The organism is Halosimplex pelagicum (assembly GCF_013415905.1).
Classification (GTDB): Archaea; Halobacteriota; Halobacteria; order Halobacteriales; family Haloarculaceae; genus Halosimplex; species Halosimplex pelagicum.
Genome location: NZ_CP058909.1, coordinates 2,093,042 through 2,110,404, shown reverse-complemented (window position 1 = coordinate 2,110,404; position 17,363 = coordinate 2,093,042). Strand labels below are relative to the sequence as shown.

General features: G+C 56.9%; 17 protein-coding genes and 2 pseudogenes. 6 read left to right on the top strand and 13 right to left on the bottom strand.

All coding sequences use genetic code 11. From position 1 onward, the window contains the following. Positions 1-80 precede the first annotated feature (80 nt). The 4 genes from HZS54_RS10395 to HZS54_RS10380 all read left to right on the top strand — a co-directional run bounded on the left by HZS54_RS10395 (position 81) and on the right by HZS54_RS10380 (position 1,897). Positions 81-332, top strand: coding sequence for a hypothetical protein (locus tag HZS54_RS10395; protein WP_179922471.1), 252 nt, complete (start codon positions 81-83; stop codon positions 330-332). Between the two features lie 88 nt (positions 333-420). After that, positions 421-1,170: a Yip1 family protein gene (locus HZS54_RS10390; protein WP_179922470.1), complete on the top strand. Its 750-nt coding sequence runs from the start codon at positions 421-423 to the stop codon at positions 1,168-1,170. A gap of 123 nt (positions 1,171-1,293) precedes the next feature. Then, complete coding sequence (locus tag HZS54_RS10385) at positions 1,294-1,569, top strand: hypothetical protein (protein WP_179922469.1); 276 nt, start codon at positions 1,294-1,296, stop codon at positions 1,567-1,569. 103 nt (positions 1,570-1,672) lie between these two features. Beyond that, entirely contained in the window at positions 1,673-1,897 is a 225-nt protein-coding gene (locus HZS54_RS10380) for a hypothetical protein (protein WP_179922468.1), read from the top strand. 314 nt (positions 1,898-2,211) lie between these two features. Here the strand turns inward: HZS54_RS10380 and HZS54_RS10375 are convergent, their stop codons facing one another. The 3 genes from HZS54_RS10375 to HZS54_RS10365 form a co-directional block, all read right to left on the bottom strand. Next, positions 2,212-3,075, bottom strand: coding sequence for an ABC transporter permease (locus HZS54_RS10375; protein ID WP_218927139.1), 864 nt, complete (start codon positions 3,073-3,075; stop codon positions 2,212-2,214). Between the two features lie 174 nt (positions 3,076-3,249). Further along, a complete protein-coding gene (locus HZS54_RS10370) occupies positions 3,250-4,269 on the bottom strand; it encodes an ABC transporter permease (RefSeq protein WP_179922466.1) in 1,020 nt (339 codons plus the stop codon). A gap of 216 nt (positions 4,270-4,485) precedes the next feature. Next, positions 4,486-5,454: an AAA family ATPase gene (locus HZS54_RS10365; RefSeq protein WP_179922465.1), complete on the bottom strand. Its 969-nt coding sequence runs from the start codon at positions 5,452-5,454 to the stop codon at positions 4,486-4,488. Positions 5,455-6,078: 624 nt separating this feature from the next. Between HZS54_RS10365 and HZS54_RS10360 the strand changes: the two genes are divergently transcribed. Then, positions 6,079-7,776: an ABC transporter substrate-binding protein gene (locus HZS54_RS10360; RefSeq protein ID WP_179922464.1), complete on the top strand. Its 1,698-nt coding sequence runs from the start codon at positions 6,079-6,081 to the stop codon at positions 7,774-7,776. A 174-nt stretch (positions 7,777-7,950) separates the two neighbouring features. Here HZS54_RS10360 and HZS54_RS10355 read toward each other — a convergent pair whose 3' ends face one another. The 4 genes and pseudogenes from HZS54_RS10355 to HZS54_RS26665 form a co-directional block, all read right to left on the bottom strand. Beyond that, entirely contained in the window at positions 7,951-8,193 is a 243-nt protein-coding gene (locus HZS54_RS10355; RefSeq protein WP_179922463.1) for a hypothetical protein, read from the bottom strand. 212 nt (positions 8,194-8,405) lie between these two features. Further along, positions 8,406-9,230, bottom strand: a complete 825-nt coding sequence (locus HZS54_RS10350) for a sugar phosphate isomerase/epimerase family protein (protein ID WP_179922462.1) — start codon at positions 9,228-9,230, stop codon at positions 8,406-8,408. Positions 9,231-9,357: 127 nt separating this feature from the next. Then, positions 9,358-10,119 (bottom strand): IclR family transcriptional regulator, encoded by a 762-nt coding sequence (locus HZS54_RS10345; protein ID WP_179922461.1) that lies wholly within the window; start codon positions 10,117-10,119, stop codon positions 9,358-9,360. 566 nt (positions 10,120-10,685) lie between these two features. Then, positions 10,686-11,682: pseudogene (locus HZS54_RS26665) on the bottom strand (IS630 family transposase). 148 nt (positions 11,683-11,830) lie between these two features. On the opposite strand from HZS54_RS26665, the pseudogene HZS54_RS26780 reads away from it, so the two are divergent. Beyond that, positions 11,831-12,475, top strand: a pseudogene (locus HZS54_RS26780) (DUF8172 family protein). Between the two features lie 11 nt (positions 12,476-12,486). Here the strand turns inward: HZS54_RS26780 and HZS54_RS10330 are convergent. From HZS54_RS10330 to HZS54_RS10305, 6 genes are all read right to left on the bottom strand, one after another. After that, positions 12,487-12,894 (bottom strand): hypothetical protein, encoded by a 408-nt coding sequence (locus HZS54_RS10330; RefSeq protein WP_179922460.1) that lies wholly within the window; start codon positions 12,892-12,894, stop codon positions 12,487-12,489. Next, positions 12,891-13,082 carry a hypothetical protein gene (locus HZS54_RS10325; RefSeq protein ID WP_179922459.1) on the bottom strand — a complete coding sequence of 64 codons (192 nt, stop codon included), beginning with the start codon at positions 13,080-13,082 and terminating at the stop codon, positions 12,891-12,893. The genes HZS54_RS10330 and HZS54_RS10325 overlap by 4 nt, the downstream gene beginning before the upstream one ends. Beyond that, complete coding sequence (locus tag HZS54_RS10320; protein WP_179922458.1) at positions 13,075-14,562, bottom strand: serine hydrolase domain-containing protein; 1,488 nt, start codon at positions 14,560-14,562, stop codon at positions 13,075-13,077. The genes HZS54_RS10325 and HZS54_RS10320 overlap by 8 nt, the downstream gene beginning before the upstream one ends. A 207-nt stretch (positions 14,563-14,769) precedes the next feature. Further along, the gene (locus HZS54_RS10315) at positions 14,770-15,414 is read right to left on the bottom strand and encodes a class I SAM-dependent methyltransferase (RefSeq protein WP_179922457.1); all 645 of its coding nucleotides are present in this window, start codon (positions 15,412-15,414) and stop codon (positions 14,770-14,772) included. Positions 15,415-15,679: 265 nt separating this feature from the next. Further along, positions 15,680-16,594, bottom strand: coding sequence for a winged helix-turn-helix domain-containing protein (locus HZS54_RS10310; protein ID WP_179922456.1), 915 nt, complete (start codon positions 16,592-16,594; stop codon positions 15,680-15,682). Positions 16,595-16,694: 100 nt separating this feature from the next. Further along, a complete protein-coding gene (locus tag HZS54_RS10305) occupies positions 16,695-17,351 on the bottom strand; it encodes a helix-turn-helix domain-containing protein (RefSeq protein WP_179922455.1) in 657 nt (218 codons plus the stop codon). Positions 17,352-17,363 lie beyond the last annotated feature (12 nt).

The window sequence follows — 17,363 nt, the reverse complement described above, 5'->3', positions numbered from 1 at the left end:
ACGACCGCCCAGCGCGATGTCCTACGGATGGAGTCTGATTGGCGGAAGGTTTATTATACAGTCATTGAGTAAAAAACACCATGAGTTCTGCTACAGAGGAGAGCAGCGGTAGTTCGACAGGCGACGCGGTGAAATCGAACCTTCTCGGCGTGTTCCGATTCATCCGGAGTTCGTTTCTCGTCTCGTTGTTCGGATTCGGAATTCTCCAGATGGTGCTGGGAATGTTCGTCCTCCAAGGAGTCGTCGCCGGCATGTTCGGCATCTGGGGCGCGACGTTCTGCCTGATGGCTGTTTTGGGATACGTAATCATGTACATGCTTCGCCGCCTCTGATTCTGTCACCCTCCGAGAGAACCGCTCGCTATCCCGAGAATCGAGATAACATAAAGAGTTATGTAACGACGGCCGGGATATCTCGTTCATGGCGATGGAAGTCTTGAAGAGTCCGGGAACAGCAGTCGCTCGTCCGTTTAAGGCGCTCAAGTTACTGGTGCTTGCACCAGACGTGTTCTTCGAACGGAAGGCGGAGGAACACGGCTTAAAACAGGAGACGTTGCTGCTCCTCGTGGCAGGCCTCGTGGGAACTGTGCTCCTCGTCTTTGTCGTCGAATCTATCCTCGGTAACTTCCGCGGTGGGTCGTTCGCCTTCGCCCAGCAGGGCGACGATCCGATCATCGGCCAGCGTGTCACCCGACAGTTGTGGGGTCGGGCCGGCCACCCCGCCGTTGGCATCCTGATCCTGTGGGCGCTGTATACGATCGTCCTGTACCTCGTCTCATGGCTGTTCGACGGGGTCGGAACGATATCCAAGACGGCGAAGCTCACCGCTTGGGGACTCGCCCCGATGGTCCTTGCGAACCTCGTTCACTACGGGTCTTGGGCGCTCGCACTGACGCAGACCGAGATATCCACACAGATCCAAGGAGGACGACCGCCTCAGAAAGTGGCGTTCCTCCTGAACGAAGTCCGGGCTGAACCGATCGCCATCGCCGGCACGATCGTCGGTCTCCTCGCACTCATCTGGTGCGCGTACCTCCTCACGTTCGCCATGAAACATGCCCGAGACCTTTCCAGGTCCGACGCCATGAAGGTCGCCGCGATCCCTGTCGCGGTTCACGGCGGGTATCTGATCTGGCAGCTGCTGAACCACACTGTCCTCTCGCCGTTCTAACCGCCACTCACGCCGCTTCGTTTTCAAGCCGGAAGATTGCCACCCATAGGATCGGTTCGGTCCGCTGAGGCCAATCTCAGGCAACAGAATGATTTAAATAAGAGTATTGAAAATCCATGGGTGATGATCAACAACGGATCGGAGATTGTCTGCCGACGCTGCGAAGAGGACATCCCGCGCAACGCCGATCGGTGTCCGCACTGTGGTGCCTCAATCCGGGGTGTCTGGGGTGCGGTAATCGCCGTCGCGTTCGGCCTCCTCCTCCTCGTCGGCTCGCTGTTCGAGATCGGGAGCCTCTGGCCGTACGCGTTGTTCGGCGCGCTGGCCGCTAGTGGCGGTGGCTATCTGCTGTGGAACCGCCAACAACGGATTCAGGCGGCTGGCTCGAAGAAAGCCTGAAGAACTCCTGCAACCTCTGAGCTCGAAAGCTAACCCCTGACTTCTCGACGCGCAATCTCGAACGAACGCTACGTTTAATAGGAACCGTCGTTCTCTTTGTTCTATGGTTGCCCAATGCCCATACTGCAGTGAATCCAAGTCCGACAACGGCCTTCGAGGGCACATCCTGCTCGAGAACGACACCGAACACGGACCGCTCGGTCAGTTCCCCGCCGACTACGAATCAGCGAACGACGTCGACGAATGGAGCGCGATCCGCGACATTGGTTCGGACGACACCGAAAGTGAGGAGAAGAGCAGCGGCCTGCTCGGAGGTCTCCTGGGCTGAGGTGAGACCCCGCTGGTTTCGAATCAGACCCGGCGACAGTTCTCGCTGCCGTACTGTGCGAGCGCCACTCCTTCTCGTTGCTACCGTCCACCACTGCTCTACCGACCCCGACAGCAAGACGTGTCAACCTCAACGAGAGTGTTCCTAACTGGGTGCCAGAGGAAATCGGATATCGTGAGGGTGCCTCGGTTGTGAAGGTCTGTAGCGAGAAATACGATAACGACGATTGAAGATTCCGGCTTTTAATATAGTAACGGGGCGACCACTACGCACTCATGGACAGCTTCACGAATCGCAACGAGACAGGGAAACCCCTAGTCCATCGGCGAAAGGGTCTGCGCGTTGTCGTCGTCGTCAGATGAGACGGTCTCGGAGTGACGTGCCCGCAGTCGCGGATTCCAGACTCGGTCCATCGACTGAGAGAACAGCGTCAGCGCGAACCCGAGCAGTGAGAGTGCGAGAGCCGGCCAAAGGAGCCAGTGGCCCGCGCGGCCCGGATCGGCGACTGCGCCCATCTCGTTCGCCATGTTCATCATGACTCCCCAGTTGAACGTGGTGAACGGCAGGATGCCGAGGAAGTACAACGCGACTGACTCAGTGATGACGCTGCGTGCAGTGCCAGCGCTGTTGATCATGATGTACGGCATCATCTGCGGCAGCACGTCATGGGTAAGGATCCGAGACGTGGAGATGTCCATCGTACGCGCCGCCTCGATGAACTCCGATTCGCGGATTGAGAGCACCTGTGACCGTATCGACCGCGCTAGTCCCGGCCAGTTGTCGATGGCCAGGAGGATGCCGACGAGGAACGGGTCCCGGGGCGGATAGATCGCCGTCAGGAAGATGATGAGCGGGAGCCCAGGCATCGTCAGTACGATGTCGGTGAAGGTCATCAACAGCGTGTCGATGCTACCGCCCTTGAACCCGGATACCAGCCCGATGAGCACCGCCACAGCGCTCGCGAAGATAGCCCCGGCGAGGAGCATCTTGAACATAGCCGGCGTTGCGTGGACGAGCTGTGGGAAGATCGGCTGCCCGAACCCGTCCGTCCCAAGAGGATGCTGGAGGCTCTGGAACGGGCCGATGAACGTGTCGAACATGTGGCTCTCTGGCTGCGGGATAATCGCAACCCCGACCGTCCCCATGAGGAGGTAAAATAACAGGATCGGGATGCTCACCTTCGCACGCCAGTCTGCCCACAGTATCTGCATTGGCGCGTAGACACTTCTGTCTAGTATCCGTCCTATCTGGTCGGCATTGGTGAGTTCATTTTCTGTCTGTGCAGCGCTAAACAACCCCTGTTCTGATTCGTTGTCGACGTTTGGTTTCTCTTGTGCCATGGCTTTGTGATGTTAGAAGGATTCACGTTCTCCGCCCGAACGGACTCGGGGGTCAACCAGACCATACGTGAGGTCTGCGATAAGGATCCCAGTGACCGTGATGGTCGTGTAGAATATGAACGCGCCCATCAACAGTGGGTAGTCGTGCGATTGCAACGCGCCGAATGTAAACCATCCAACCCCAGGATAGCTGAAAATCTGTTCCAGGATGATCGAGCTGCTGAAAATCCCGGAGATGCCGATCATGATGCCCGTGTACAGGGGGAGGATCGCATTGCGACCGACGTAGAGCGTCGCGAGACGCCCAGTACCTACTCCCCGTAGTCGCGCAAAGCGAAGGTAGTCTGCACCCATCACGCTGATCGCGTTAGCACGCATGCTCAGATTGCCACCGAATCCGAGGATGAATCCGGACAGTATCGGTAATGCCCCGTGATGAAGCACTCCCAACATGAATGGGATATTGAATCCCGGTGTCGTCGCCGTGTCGTAACGACCACCTGTTGGGAAAATTCCGGTTTGGTACCCGAGGAAGGCCAGCAGCACGATGGCGCCGACGTAGTAGGGAATGGCACTCAGAGCCTGCCCAAAGATCGTCATCCCGTAGTCAAACTTCGAACCCTCCTTGTACGCCATCAGCATACCGAGGGAGAGGCTGACTCCTCTCCCCAGGATCAGGCTGTAGATGGAGATGAAGATCGACCACGGCATCGCTTGAAACAGGATATCGAACACAGGCCTATTGTACCACAACGACTCCCCGAAGTCCTGATTCAGGAGCGCCTCGCGCATGTACTCGAGATACGCGAGGTGTATCGGCTGGTCAGGATTGACGTTGAGATACAACTCGGCCCTCCGGTTGATCTCTTCTATGTCGACTTGGGTGCCGGTTTGTTCCGCCTGCTCCAGCAGTTGCGCCTTGTATGCCGAAACCGGGTTTCCGGGCATGAGGCGGTACAATATGAATGCGACGGTGACGACGACAAATAATGTCAGGACTGCTTGGCCAAAGCGCTTTAAAACATACCTCATGTTCTGATTTTGATTCTGCCCCAAGGTATCTTAACCTTTGTGGTTCAAATGAGACAGGAACTCGCGGATCGGTCGAATTCCCATGAGTCGTCCCCCACCTTCTGCACGGACACCACCGGTGTTTCGTATGCGATTCGGAGAAAAACAGCGATCATCGCGCCACACTCCAAAGGCCATCAACGAACAGTAAAATCGACCGTCACTCGACCGTTGACCTTACTCAACTGTCGGGACAGGAACCTCTTCGAGGACATCGTCGATGATGGCGTCCCTGTCGATGTCATTAACCTGTGCCTCGGGCGTGAGGACGAGGCGGTGAGCAAGAGAGGGGTACGCGGCAGCCTTGACATCGTCGGGAGTCACGTATTCGCGGTTCTCAATGATCGCCCTGGCGCGGACAGCCTCGAAGAAACGCTGGGTCCCACGCGGCGACACACCGACCGAGACGCGGTGGTCATCGCGCGTCGCCCGGGTGACTGCCGCGACATAGCTGAACATATCATCGTCTACACGGACCGTTTCCGCGATTTTCTGCAGGGCGAGCACGTCATCTGTGGAATCAATCACTGGATTGACCGACGGAGCCTGCTCGATACGGCCATGACGGCGCTTTAGAATCTCTATTTCACCGTCCACGTCCGGGTACCCGATCGAGGATTTCACGGCGAAGCGGTCGACCTGCGCTTCGGGGAGCGGGAAGGTCCCCTCCTGCTCGACGGGATTCTGCGTCGCGATGACGAAGAACGGATCAGGCAGTTCCCGTGTCTCGCCTTCGACCGTCACCTGCCCCTCCCCCATGGCCTCCAGCATAGCGGACTGGGTCTTCGGTGGTGCGCGATTGATCTCGTCGGCCAGAACGATGTTGGCGAAAATCGGTCCCGGCTGGAAATCGAATTCTCCCTTCTGTTCATTGTAAACGCTCGTACCCGAGACGTCCGTAGGCAGGAGGTCCGGTGTGAACTGGATACGCGAGAACGAGAGACCGAGCGCCGTAGCGAAACTATGTGCGGTCAGAGTTTTCCCCGTTCCCGGAACGTCCTCGAGAAGGACGTGTCCTCTCGCAAGCAAGCCCTGAAGGACGTCCTCCAAGAACGACCGGTCCACGATCACGGCCGACTCGATCTCTTCCAATACTGCCTGACAGTCGGCATTCGCCTCTCCAACGGAGAGTTCAGTCGTTGCCATGCCTATGGAAGCACAATAGAATGACTTAGCTCTGACGGTTCATTACATGAGACCTGAGACAGAGTCGAAGAACAAGTCAGGACCCAGACGGTGTTAGAGGCGCTGTCGCCCTCCGTGTAAACAGATGGCACTGCCACCACGTCAAGAAGGGAGTTTTCAGTTCAGACCTCTGAATTCTCGCTTCTGACTACCCCTTTCACTCGAAATTACCGCTTATTGACCGCTGTTTCTCCATTTTCTACACACGTACAAAGTCTTCCAGTCAGTAAATTACACCCATAAACAATAATCCACTATTCAATATCTTTAAATACTCGGATGACCGTGTCAAAATCAGCCATGTCAAATGGTCGTGACGGTAACAACGATAGCAGGGTGGTAAGCATGTCTCGCCGGAAATGGATCGCTCTCATGTCCGGCGCGGCGGTAACGTCAGTCGCGGGCTGCCAGGGTGACACCGGCACTCCAGCAGGGGCTGGAGAGAGCACGTCCACTGACGAGATGAGTGGTGGGGATGATGGAACGAGCTCCGGCGACGGTAGCTCTTCGGGCAGTACGGACACGTCAACGCCCCAGGGAGAGCCCGTTACGCAAACGATCACGGGTTCGACTCAGGCGCTGCCGATGAAGCTGAATTTCAACCCGTTCGCGCAGAAGAACTATCCCCCCAAGCTCGACGACTACATGTGGATGCACATGGGCTGGGACCGGATTGGTCATGGCCTGGAGACCCCCGAGTGGGTTGACTACGAGGTCAGCGGCGGTGGCAGTGTTCCGCCGGAACTGACGATCTCCATCGACGAGAGTCTTGGCCTCACGTGGTGGGACTCGGACGGCGACACAGGGAGGGCCGTCACCATGGAAGACCTCTACACTGCGCGTATTATCGATTTCCTCGCGGAGAACCCCGACCGATCGGGGAATGCTCCCGAGCTCGTTGACGACTATACGCTGAAGCTCAAGGCAAACCAGCCCCGGCGGGCGGACACGTATGCCGTAGGCGAGCTAGAAGGGATGATGTTCCGGACCCCGCGATGGCAGTGGCAGGAGGAGCGCGAGGGCCTCGAAGACGCGACGACTGCCAGCGAAGTGCAAAGCGTCACTGCAAGCATCGGGAAGCGGAACATCGGCGTGACGGACGCCTTGGGATACGCCCCCTTCAGAATCGATCAGGTTTCCGGGAGCAAGGTCCAGATGGTCCTCGTAGAGGACCACCCCTTCGCCGACCGTTTCAATTACGACAAACTCGAGTTCCTGATCGGCGGCGAATCCAAGGTTGCGCAAATGGCGATTAACGACAGACTGGACTTCGGCCCGGACACGCTCGAACGGCGGCTGGGCGGCTCCATCGGGGAGATTCCAGAACACATCCAGACCATCGGCGCCTACGCCAACGGCGAACAGTACAAACTTCACCTCAACTGGAACAACAAGCACCTCGGCCGGCTGAACGTCCGGCGCGCGATGCACGAGATAATCGACGTGGAGGAAGTGTACAACACCTCACCGATGTGGGGCCGGCCCGCGACTTACCAGACGGGGATGGGCAAGCCCATGTCAGAGAACATCCTCGGCCAAGAGTTCCTCGACAAGCTGTACGACTACAGCTTCACGGCCAACGAAGAGGGTGCCACGGAGTTCATGGAGGAGGCGGGCTACACGATGGAGAGCGGAACCTGGACAGGCCCCGACGGGGACCCCGCCCAGATCGAGTTCCACTGTTCGAACTGGTCCAGCTGGGCGGCCAACGGTAAGGTCATCGATGACCAGCTGAAACAGTTCGGCTTCGAGACGAACCTGCTCATCTACAACGACGACGAGTGGCGAACGGAGATGTACAACTACAACTTCGACATGACTCCGTGGTGGGGCGGCTTCGGTCCGTTGTCGGCCTACGACCTGGACGAGACATCCGAAACGGGTCACTACACCTCGGTCAACACAGAGCCAACGGCCCCTGCAGATATCGATAACCCCGAGGACTACACGAGCCAGCACGGCAAACCGCTCATCTACGAGATTCCGACAGAAGTCGGTGCGCTCGACCTCAGTGGCGAAACCGAGACGATCAACTGGCTCGAAGAGTGGAAGACGTTCACCTCCACCTCCGGCGAGGAAGCCACCCGCGAGTTCGCGGAGAAGATGGCTCGGATCCACAACTTCTACCTCCCGGACATCAACCTCACCGACGTGACCGCTGGCAACTGGGGCGACACGAAGAACTACGACTGGCCTGAGGAATCGTCCGAGCACTACAAGCGTGGCAACTACGGCACTGACTACATAATTCAGTACGGTCACGCTCCCGCGAAGACCGAGTAACGGCGTACGAACGGCCTCGAACCGCATTTTCGATTTTCGCCGCTTTCGATTCCTGACTTGCGGTCCCTGGTCAGCTATTGAGCCACGTCAGCGGAGCGACACGGTGATCCGACACTGTTCTCAAACGGACAGCAAACAGCCTTGGACATGAGCGGACAGCAGCTCTCTCAAGGATTACTTGTCCTGTTCAGCGAATCGCTGACACCCGATGATGACAACCAACGAAATCACTAGAAGGACTCCGAGCGAGACGATGTTCACGACCGTTATGACGTAGGACGGTGTCCCCGGTTCGACGACAGTCAGGGAGACGAAGTGGAATAACAAGAACGTGACCGCGCCGGCGAACAGGAATTTGAACGACGCGCGATGCTGACAGAGGTACTTGAGTGCGGCCTCGCGTCCACCACCACTCATCGTCGCTGACGCTCCCTTCCCGCGAGCATGCTGTGATCGATGAGGTGTGCATACCGCGTGAGGACATCGCGCTCCAGCAACGTTGAGCCGTGCATACCGCTATGAGCGGTGGGTCAAGCAAAAAATGTTTGGACGTTGTAGTCAGTGATGCTATAGACCGGAAGTTCGAGAGCGGAGACAACACACCGCCTGTCCAGTAGAGGCTGACAGTCTCACGAGAGGCCCGCGAACCACTCGACGAATTCGGGGTACGCCTGTTCCGGGTCCGGCAACTCCGGGTGCCAGCGCTTCTCGTGTTCGAACAGGATCCACCCGTCGAAGCCACGTTCCCGAAGCAGATCGACGGTCTCGGCGAGCGGTAGTTCGCCGGTACCAGGAGCAACGTATCGCCACCCGTCGTCCATCGCATATTCGTGATCGGGATCATAGAGCGCGTCTTTGATATGGACGTACTCAACGGTAGACCCGAGTGTGTCAAGGGTCTCCGCGGGGCTCTCACTGCTGACCCGCGCGGTGTGACCAACATCCCAGAGAACGTTCACACAGGGGGAGTCGATCCGATCGATAAGAACACGGCATTCATCGGATCGGGTCCAGTGGTCGTGCGTCTCAACGATCCACTGAATCTCGGTCGCGCCCTCCAGCGACAGTATCTCGTCCATCGTCTCCCGCCCCTCATCGGCCATTTCAGAGACCGATTGCGTGCTTGCGTTGCCCTTGCCGAATACGCGGATGTACTCGACATCTAGCTCCTGTGCGATGGAGATCAATCTTTGAGCCGTACTAACACTTTCCTCGCGTGAATCCGGGTCGCAGATCGAAATACTCGAGCTAAGAGCACTCACAGCGAGGCCCGTCTCATCGAGAAGGCCACGCGTCTGATCGATATCGCTCGTGAACTCGGGACGTCGCGTGATATCCAGGTTGTCCTGTAGTCCTCGGAAGTCAATACCGTCGAATCCGTACTCTGAAGCTCTGGTAAAGGCGGTCTCGACATCCCAGTCCGGACAGCCGAGGGTGGTCATCGCGAGTCGCATCAATATGTGGAATATCTGGGCTCGTACAATTATTTTACTTATCCGAACATCGCACCCTGGACAGAACTATTGTAATGATATTTGAGGAAAACATCCCGCATAGAAGAACAGTAGGGGGGCTGGAGCTTTAGGAGAATTTGGAGTTGAGTTCGATCACATTTGCCGTACGTGTCACGATATTCGGAAGTTCCTCGTCAAAGCGTTCACCCTCCATCCGCCTCGACGGGCCCGACACACTGGCAGCGCCCAGTATATCGTCATCTTGGAGAACGGGGGCCGCGACACAACGGAGACCATGGACATTCTCCTCGTCGTCAATAGCGTATCCACGCTCTCGAATTTCTTCAAGGTCTTGCATTAAGGATTCCCGATCGCTGACCGTTTTTTCAGTCTTTGCGGGGAGTCCGTGTCGATCGATTATCTCATCGATACGCTCTTCAGACATATATGCCATCATCACTTTCCCGAGAGCCGTACTGTGGAAGAACTCCCGAGTACCCACGTTCGAGGATGTCTGAACCCCCTGATTTCCGCGTGCTTTGTACAGATACACCACGCGCCCATGCTCTTCTGTAGCAAACTGAGCTGTTTCACCAGTCTCCTCGGCGAGGCTCTCGATCTCTTCGCTGATGACATCGTAGTTATTTATTTGATCGCGCACGCGCGTAGCCAGGTCAAGACACTTGTACCCAATCTGGTACTGGCTGCCATCCTTGACGAGGTATTCCTTATTGTAAAGCGTCGTGAGCTGCCTATGCGCCGTACTTTTCGAACAATTCAGCTCCTTAGCCAGCTCAGTCACCCCAGCACCACCGAGTTCGTGCAGGGTGTCGAGTACATCGCAGGCAAGCCCGACCGAACTGAGCGGCTTCGTTGATTCCTGTGTCATACGAGAATACATGGCATAGACTGCCTTAACTCTGTTCCTTCATGTGGGAACAGTGGCGGGTGAGAGTCACTAGCAAGCAGATAGAAATTGAGTCGCCAGCACGTCGAAAGTTAAGACAGCTTCTCAAATCCATCATTTTATAACATTCGTCCACGAAATTTCGTCTTCCCAAATCATTCGACTGGTTTATCTCGAGAACTATTGCATCCCGCATAGGGGAACGTAAGGATATCAAACATTACTGAGAGCGCTGCAAGTCGCGATGCTCCGCGGTCCTCTGTCCGGCATCCGCAGTCCAGCGCAGATTACAGTCCTACAATTGGAATTAGAATCACTCACGAACCATGAGTAATCATAGCTCGTTGGAATTACACTCCTGTGATTGGAATACCCTCTGCCCACCCGTAACAAACACTCAGGGATCGTTGTATTACATTATTAGGATTGGAATTTGTCTGTTCCGTTAATCGAGTCCGGTCTTAACTTCGGACGGAAAGTGTGATTTTGAACAGTTTGTGATTAGAGGGGCGCCTACTTAGTGAGCCTAAAATGAGCGATGGTAGGCGTCAGAAATAATTGCTCATAGTTGGAAGAATAGTTAGTCGAAAGCGGTATCGATCGCAATGGTAGACTACTCAAGCGAGTCGAAGAATCGGTTGCTGAAAGCGTCTTTGAGTTGTCGCTAGCTCTCTTCACGAGGATTGAATTCTGCCGAATACGCCGGTAACATGACGAAGACGAGGTCGCCACGGGCCGCAGGGTCTGTGACGGCCGACGCCTGGAAGTACGGCGCTCCGTCCAGCACGACGATCAAGTCTTCTTCGAATTCTTCGCATAACGTGAGGATGAAATGTTTCGCATGATCAGCGGTGACGTATTCAGTGAACCGTGAGAAAAAGCAGTCACCATCTTCGGTGATCGCGCCGAGCAGACACGTCCAGTCGCGTTGGCCGGAGAGTTCGACGGTCGGCCGCGTGCCGCGCGGAAACCACGCGGCACGTGGCTCGACCTGGACAGATTTCTGGTTTGGTCGATACAGACTACTGTAGCGTCCATTTCCCGCCGCTTTTTTGATCTCGTCGTGGAAGTTCTCTTGGTCGGATTCTTCGGCTTCGGCGGCTGTTCGACGTGGTTTTTGATAACTAAGTCCAGCTTCTTTGAGCAACCGCCGACAACTCAGATCGAGTACTCGACACCGTACGTTTCTTCGAGAAATTCTTGGGCGAGCGCCGGCGTCCACGCCGGCGCGTCGATCCCGACCGCTTCAGGTGACTTAGTGACGGTTTGTTCGAACTCTTCTTGATATGATTCTGAGAGGTTTCGTTTTCTTCTGGATCGATGAGCATCAGAGACGGCTGACTCAAGCGACCCGACACCGTCGGGTCGCTTGAGTCAGCTGTAGATCGTCCGTCGTTGAACGTCGTACCATTCGGCTAGTTCAGTCTGCGAAACACCGTTTTTGTACGCAATTGCCGCTAAGAGCCGTTGTGTCGGCTTGTTTCCGTCCACGTTGTCAAGAGCATCTTGCAGCTCTTCGACAGAGATTTCGTCGAGGTGCTCCACTAATTGCTGCAACAGGATACGAGTAGAAAGTTCTAACGAGTACTATAGAATACGAGCTCGACGAACCATTCTACGTCATCTATACATCCCGCATCAGCGGTGGACCGTGAAGAAGATTGACTTTAACCTGAAAGAGTCGCTTTCAGAGATGAGTGCCGACAACAGCACCATTGTCGTTCGTCTCCTCGAGATTTATCGCGCACTTCTCGATCAGAATGAAGAAGAGGGAGTACCTGTCGAGGCGTACAAGAATATCGACGTCGATACGCTGCCGGATGTCCTCGATCGGACGTCATGGGAGGGATCAGCGACAGACGTAGCTGGTCAACTCGCCTCGAATCTGATTCTAAAACACGCGCTTCCGAATGCCAACCATTGAACCGCTGTTGCGCTAATTCAGTTCTACCTCCGCCGCCTGAATCCGGACTTCGCCATGCCGGAGACTTCCGTAGAGACCGGATCAAATACCTACGACTGGCGAGAATGGGTGAATGAGTACATCAACGAATTGAAGCGGCTGTTGACCGTTCGACGGAAGAACGTCCTCTTCAAGCACCTGTATAGCTTCGGCGCGAGAACGCTTGAGCGAAAACACGCGGTCGAAATCGACTTGACTGAATACGAGTTGGATATGTACCCGAGTGAGACGAAATCCGTCTACGCGGAGAAGCACGAAGATCTCTGGGTAACGTTCGTTGAGGAGGCTGTCGAACGTGCCGGCTATCCGGAGCTGAAAGAGACGCCAGGACTGTACAAACGGGGAAAATGGAACGCCATGCGAATTATTCTATGACATCCTCGAACTCATAATGCTATGAATCCCAGTGTCGAAAGCTGCCAGCTGAATACGAGACCCAGTAGTGCCAAGACCGTCTGGTGAATGCGTGTAGTGGGTGACCAGTAGCGGTACCGCCACGCCAACAATGCACCGACAGTCGTCCCGAACGTGAGGACTCCGATGAGATACGGGAGCGAGAGTGCGATCTGCATCGGCAGCGGTCGCGTGAAGAGGGTGAGGTCGCCGCCGGTCTCCAAGACGAACATGAAGAGCATGACGAACCCAATCGAGACGCTACTCAGGCCGACGCTTGCCGCGCGGGCGAGCCACGACGCGCTCGTCAATCGGCGTTTAACGCCGTGCGTGAACCCGCTTTGGTCGTCGTACTCGTGCTGCTGTTCGGTTCGTTGTTGAGAGACGTGCTGATCTGTCATTCAGAGTCCTCCATGTTGGGGTCATCATCGGTGCGGTGCTGTTTCCACTGCCGCCAGGCGCTGTGTCCGCCCCATCCGACGAGCGAGAGACCGAAGCCCGATAGTGCCGTCCCAAGTACACCGCCGGTGACGAGTTGGCGTTCGTGGAACGGAACGGATTGGTAGACGCCAGTAGGTTCGCTACTCATATTCAGCACGTCCACCTCGCCATCTGTAACCTCGAAGGCCAGGACATCGTGCCCGCCCACCTCCTCGTACACGTACGGTTTCGACCCACTGTCGGCCGTCTCCTTCGAGGATTGTAGTGCGCAGGCGGCCATTATCTGCGGGTTCGACGGTCAGGTGTTCGAGCAGATCGACGACCTGGAGTGGCCCGCTCTGTGGGAGATGCGTGAGGCTGTACTCGCCGGCAACGGTTTCGGCGCGCTCCTGACCGCCCGATCTCCAAGTCGGTGTCGGCGTCGTCGGTGCTTGCTGGAGATCGAACTCCGCGACGATCTCATCAACGACCGCTTTCGGACCTTCACTCGGGTTGCCGTTGTAGGCGACGAAGATCCCGATATCGTGGTCCAGGGCGAGCAGCAGGTAGCTCGTGAATTTGACCGTCGCACCCGAGTGGCCGAGAAGGTTGGCGTCGGGGTTACCGTACTCGTGGAACCCGTACCGCCAATTGGTAACTGCCGGGTGACGGACGTGGTGGCGGCTGTGTATCGTCTCGGCGGTCTCCGCGTCGAGAATCCGCGTGTCGCCGACTGCGCCGCCGCCGAGGTGTGCACTCATGAACGCAGCCATGTCCGTTGCCGTCGCGCTTAGCGAGCCCGCAGGACGCATATTGATGTACACATCGTCGGCTACCAGGAACGACTCACCGTCGCGGACGTGTGGTGCAGCGAGGTTGCCAGGCTGGTCGTCGGGAACTGGCTGGGCGAATGTGCTCCGAGTCATCCCGAGCGGTTCGAAGATCTCCGACTGAACGTACTCCTCGAATGTCGTGTCATGAGCTTCGGCGATGACGTGGCCGGCGAGCCCTGCGCCGTAGTTTGAGTACCCGACAAGCTCACCAGGCGGGCGGATGCGCGAAGGCTGCTGGTTGGTGAGTAACGCCTCCAGCGAGTCGAGAGCAGCTGGATCTGCGACGATATCGGGATCGAGTGTGGATTCGAATCCGGCGGTATGAGTGCCGAGATGCCGGAGCGTCACAGGATCATCGTACGTATCCGGCACAGTGACAGTGGAGTCGCCGAGATACGAGTTGACATCGGTGTCGAGGTCAAGTACGCCCTGTTCGACGCCCTGCATGACGGCGGTGAAGGTGACGAGCTTGCCGACTGACCCGCCTCTAAACACCGTCTCGTCGGCTCGGACTGGAACATCGGCATCGACGTCAGCAGCGCCGTATCCTTTGGTCAGGCTGGGTGTGTCTCCCGAGACGATGGCGACAGTAGCTCCGGGCGTCGTCGTCCCGATTCGTTCGGCCATCACATCATCGACGAACGCTTCGGGTTCGTCTGAGTCTGTGAACGGACCCTTGCCTGGCTGTGGGTCAGTATTCTGAGAGTCTGTCGCGGCGCTCGTTCGACCGGCTGCAGTTCCGAAAGCGATGAATCCGAGGCTACCGAGACCGGCAAGGAACGACCGTTTCGTGGCTCTATCCGTGCAATCGTCCATCGTGGAGAGTCGTGGTCGTGTCATGAGTCGGAACGGCTGTGGGTGAGGTGGTTGCGTTGCTGGGCGGGACGGTCGCAGTTTTGCCAGTGTGTCCACAGTAGCACGAGGACGTATCCGGCGAGGATCGCTACGAAGAGCGGAATACCGCGAGATGCGCTCCACAGGCCTGTCGCAGTGTGCTCGACAGTCAGTAGACTCATTGGATAATCACCTCGGAGTGGCCTCGATGGTAGTGACGAGACCGAAGAACGCGGTCGAGGCGTTTCCGACCGGGATCCCGGCCTGCTCGACGGTCGCCAGTGGTTCGTGATTCAACCGGCAGCCGTTCTTCTCGTAGTGGGACTCGGCACGCCAGTCCTGAAGCCAGGCGAGTGGAGCGGCGTCGCTGCGGCTGTGTTCGAGCAGCAGGATCTCGCCGTCGGGGGTACAGACGCGCTCCATCTCGTGGAGCGCGGCAATTGGGTCGGGGAAGGTGCACGTGGAGAACGACGAGATGACGGTATCGAAGCTATCGTCAGGGAAGTCGAGTGCTTGGGCATCCATCCGATGGATAGTGCCGTCCAGTTCGAGTCTGTCGAGCTCACTGCGGGCGTGAGCGAGCATCTCGGTGCTGATGTCGATACCGACGACTTCGCTCGACGACGAGACGTAGCGGAAGTTCCGTCCAGTGCCGCAGGCGACATCAAGTACTCGACCGTTCGCGTGCTCAAACTGGCGGCGACGATACCGACCAGCGAACAGTCCGTCAAGCTGTCGCCACCGTGCGAGTTTGTCAGCGACGTCTGCGTATGCGTCGGCAATCTCGTCGGCCGATTTCGAGCTCCTTCGTGCTGATTGCTGTTGGTCGGTCATCTCGGTGTGTGTTCGATGCTGCTGGCCTGTCTGGTCGTGGGGATTACTCAATTGCACGTGTTGGGCCTCCGTTGGCCGCGATTACTGGTCGGGCCAGCAACACCAATAAAGGTATTGGAAGTTTGATAATTTATCGGATCTGCTTCAAAACTCGAATTGAGCGGAAAACCCCGATAACACGCCCTTATCGTCGATAATCAGAGAACACCCTGACCAGCCCCACCGTCTGCTCAACGCCGCTTTCGTAATAGTGTTGTCAAAACTATCAAAACTCACCGCTCGCGCCTCGCACGCGCTCCGTCTCCACCACCGTCGCAGCCGAATCGAGATAGAGTCGAACTGCATCGTCCCCATGACGCAATACGACTTCGTACTCCTCGGGATCAGACGCCGTCTGTTCGGACGTCCAGTGGCCTTCATAGACGTGTTCGTGAAACTCCCAGATACCGCGCGCCGTCACATCGATGCCACGATCCCAGTGGAACGCAATCGACGCCGGGTGGTAGACGACGCTGTAGGTCAACGGGCTGTTGTACTCCCGGAGACACTCCTCACAAGTACTCGTCACCACGAACGAATCAGCATCAGGCAACGGACTTTCGGGTACCGCAACCACGTCGGCAGACAGATGCGCCCCGCACTCTGGACACATCCCCTGCCGGATCTGCCTGGCATCCTCCGCAGTGCGTAACTTGACGCTCTGCACGAGCGAGTCGTCGTCCCGCGTCCTGACCTGTGCGGGCGTGATCGGCTGTCCCGTCACCTGTTGCTCACAGGCCGTACAGTCGATCCGGAAAAACTGGTGCGAGAGCTTCGCTTCTAGCGCTTCCTCACCACAGAAGACGCACACTCCATCAACCGGTTCAGGCCCAAACGACTCCGGTTGCTCGTAATTCCCCGATAGGATGAATCGAACGATGCGCTCACCAGCGTGTGAAAGCGAGTACCCATCGTCGCTTTTCCGGAGATAGGTCCCGGTGAGTTCGCCGAGGTGATACGACAGCTTGGACGTGTTCTCCACATCGACGTGCTCGTAGATCTCGGAAAACGCGAGTTCAGCAGCCCCTGATCCGACCTGTTCAAGCTCGTACTGCGACACAGCAACAGCACGAAGAATATCGACCCGTGTGTCGTCAGCGAGAAGGCGAAAGATATCCGTGACCGGACGATTTTTCGTCATTGTCCTCTGTATTCACCCTTGCTTCAGCGGCGATATTGAAACCCTAGTCGTCTTCATCGGAGCAACGCCGAGAATGAAGCAGGAAAAAGAACGGGATAGATCACTCGCTAGCCGACTCAGTATCGAGTGCCTGTTGTACGAGTGTCGCCTCAGCATTCCGAAGATGTTCAGCAACCGTACTGCCGGTGACGGCCACCGCGCTGGCTACCTTGTCCTGAGTGGTGGTACGAGGATAGTCGTAGTACCCAGCCTCGTACGCGGCGTGCAACACAGTGCGCTGGCGTTCTGTCAGCGAGTCCCTGGACTGATCAGACCAACCATCCCGCACTTTCAATACTGTCACGTCTGCGAGCTCTCGAACAGTACCGAGCGCTGCTTGTAGATCAGACCCTGACCCGAGCACAGTCAATTCGACACTGCCGTTCGTTCGAAACTGGATCGGGAGTGTCACCACGAGCGTGTCCGCTGTGAACGCATCGGCAATTGTCCGTTCCTGACCGACTTCCCGCACGTATACGTACGTCTCTCCGTCTTCCGCCGAGAGAAGATTGACCGAGCGGATCCCTGACTGGTCGCCGAGAGCCGCAAGAACAGTCTCCCGGCTTCCCCTAATCGAGAACAGTTCCGTGGGATCGTCCGAATCCTCGCCACCTGACAACAGGACTGCGTCCCCCAACTCGGAAGTCGCGGAGATAGCCCGATGGACGGGGAGTAACTCCTCGGTTGGCGGAGTAACACGGACATGGAGCCGTTTCATGTACTTCTGTTC